We start from the raw sequence: 1,290 nt of genomic DNA, 5'->3' as shown, positions 1-1,290 counted from the left end.
CATTGAGCAGCCCCCGTTGACTCAACTGGTCTCCGGTGTTCGTGGGTGAGGCGCTCGTCCTCGAAATCGAGCTTCCGGTGGGCGTCGATCCTGAGCAGGTCCAAGTCTCCGTACCGCAGGTCTCGCATCTGTTCAGGCTGCCCTGGCTGCAGGATGAGGTTCACACTACGATAGATTGCTATCGCGATGTCGCCTGTGACGAGAGCGCGGAACAGATCAGCCGGGCGACAGCCTTGATCCTGTTCACGGATGCCGACGGCGAGACAGGCACTTGCACAGGTACCCTGCTCGCCGATGCTGATACAGCGACGGAGATTCCTTATCTGCTGACCGCGCATCATTGTGTGTCCGATCAGCCGAAGGCCTCGAGCGTCGAGACCGTCTGGGAGTATCGAGCACGAGAGTGCGATGGACCTGCTGAAGCACCTTTGTGGGTTCGGGGCGGTGCCGATTTGCTGGCGATGGTGACATCAGCCGACAGCAGTTTGCTGCGGTTGCGCCATACTCCCCCCGAGGGAGCGGCCTTTGTCCGTTGGTCGACGGCGCTTCCGCTCGAGGGCGAGCCAGTTGTGAGTGTCCATCATCCGCATGGAGCTCCGCAAAAGATCACAGAGGGTGGACTCAAAGATTATCTGCACTGCGAGGATGCGGCCTACTGTGGCGAGGATGCTGATCCGGACGGCATCCACTACCTGAGCGTTGCCTGGACAGCCGGTGTTACCGACTCTGGCAGCAGTGGCTCAGGGCTGTTTCTGGCCTCTACAGGTGAGCTGATCGGGGTGCTCTCCGGCGGGTTGAGCAGTTGCGAGAATCTCGAGGGAATGGATGACTACGGTTGGTTGGGACTGGCGTATCGAGAGAAGTTAAATCTTTGGCTTGGTCAGGCTTCGGAATCACCTCGTTGAGGGCGCTGCTGCGTCCTTTGTGCTTAGACATCCAGCCGTTGTTCTTCAGCGCTGCTTTGGATGTCTTGCTAAAGGGTCTGCTGTGAACTGCTACGCAAGCCACAGCTTTTTTTGATGCGTTCTGCTAACTACTGAAACCTGTAATCAAGCAGGGTTGGAACCAGAACATTCGACGCTTAGGGACACGCCGGGCTGTTGCTGACCTCGGCGCATAACCTACAGATCCAGGACGTGAGATGACATGACCATCAACGCACTCGACAGCGGCCTGCTTGGCCTGCAGCGCGGTTTCCAGACGGTGACGACCGCCTCTGGCAACATCGCAAGGCAGACGAGCGGTTCCGGGGCCAATGAGGCGTCAGGCGCGGGAGCGGATCTCGCGCAG

General features: G+C 59.1%; 1 protein-coding gene. It reads left to right on the top strand.

Annotated features, from left to right (window positions below):
• Positions 1-77: 77 nt before the first annotated feature.
• Positions 78-905 (top strand): serine protease, encoded by an 828-nt coding sequence (locus VBE63_RS29570; protein ID WP_323686545.1) that lies wholly within the window; start codon positions 78-80, stop codon positions 903-905.
• The last annotated feature ends 385 nt before the right edge of the window (positions 906-1,290 follow it).

The organism is Lamprobacter sp., from assembly GCF_034860625.1.
Classification (GTDB): Bacteria; Pseudomonadota; Gammaproteobacteria; order Chromatiales; family Chromatiaceae; genus Lamprobacter.
The sequence above is the reverse complement of the archived record's forward strand: the minus strand, read 5'-3'. Positions and strand labels throughout refer to the sequence as shown.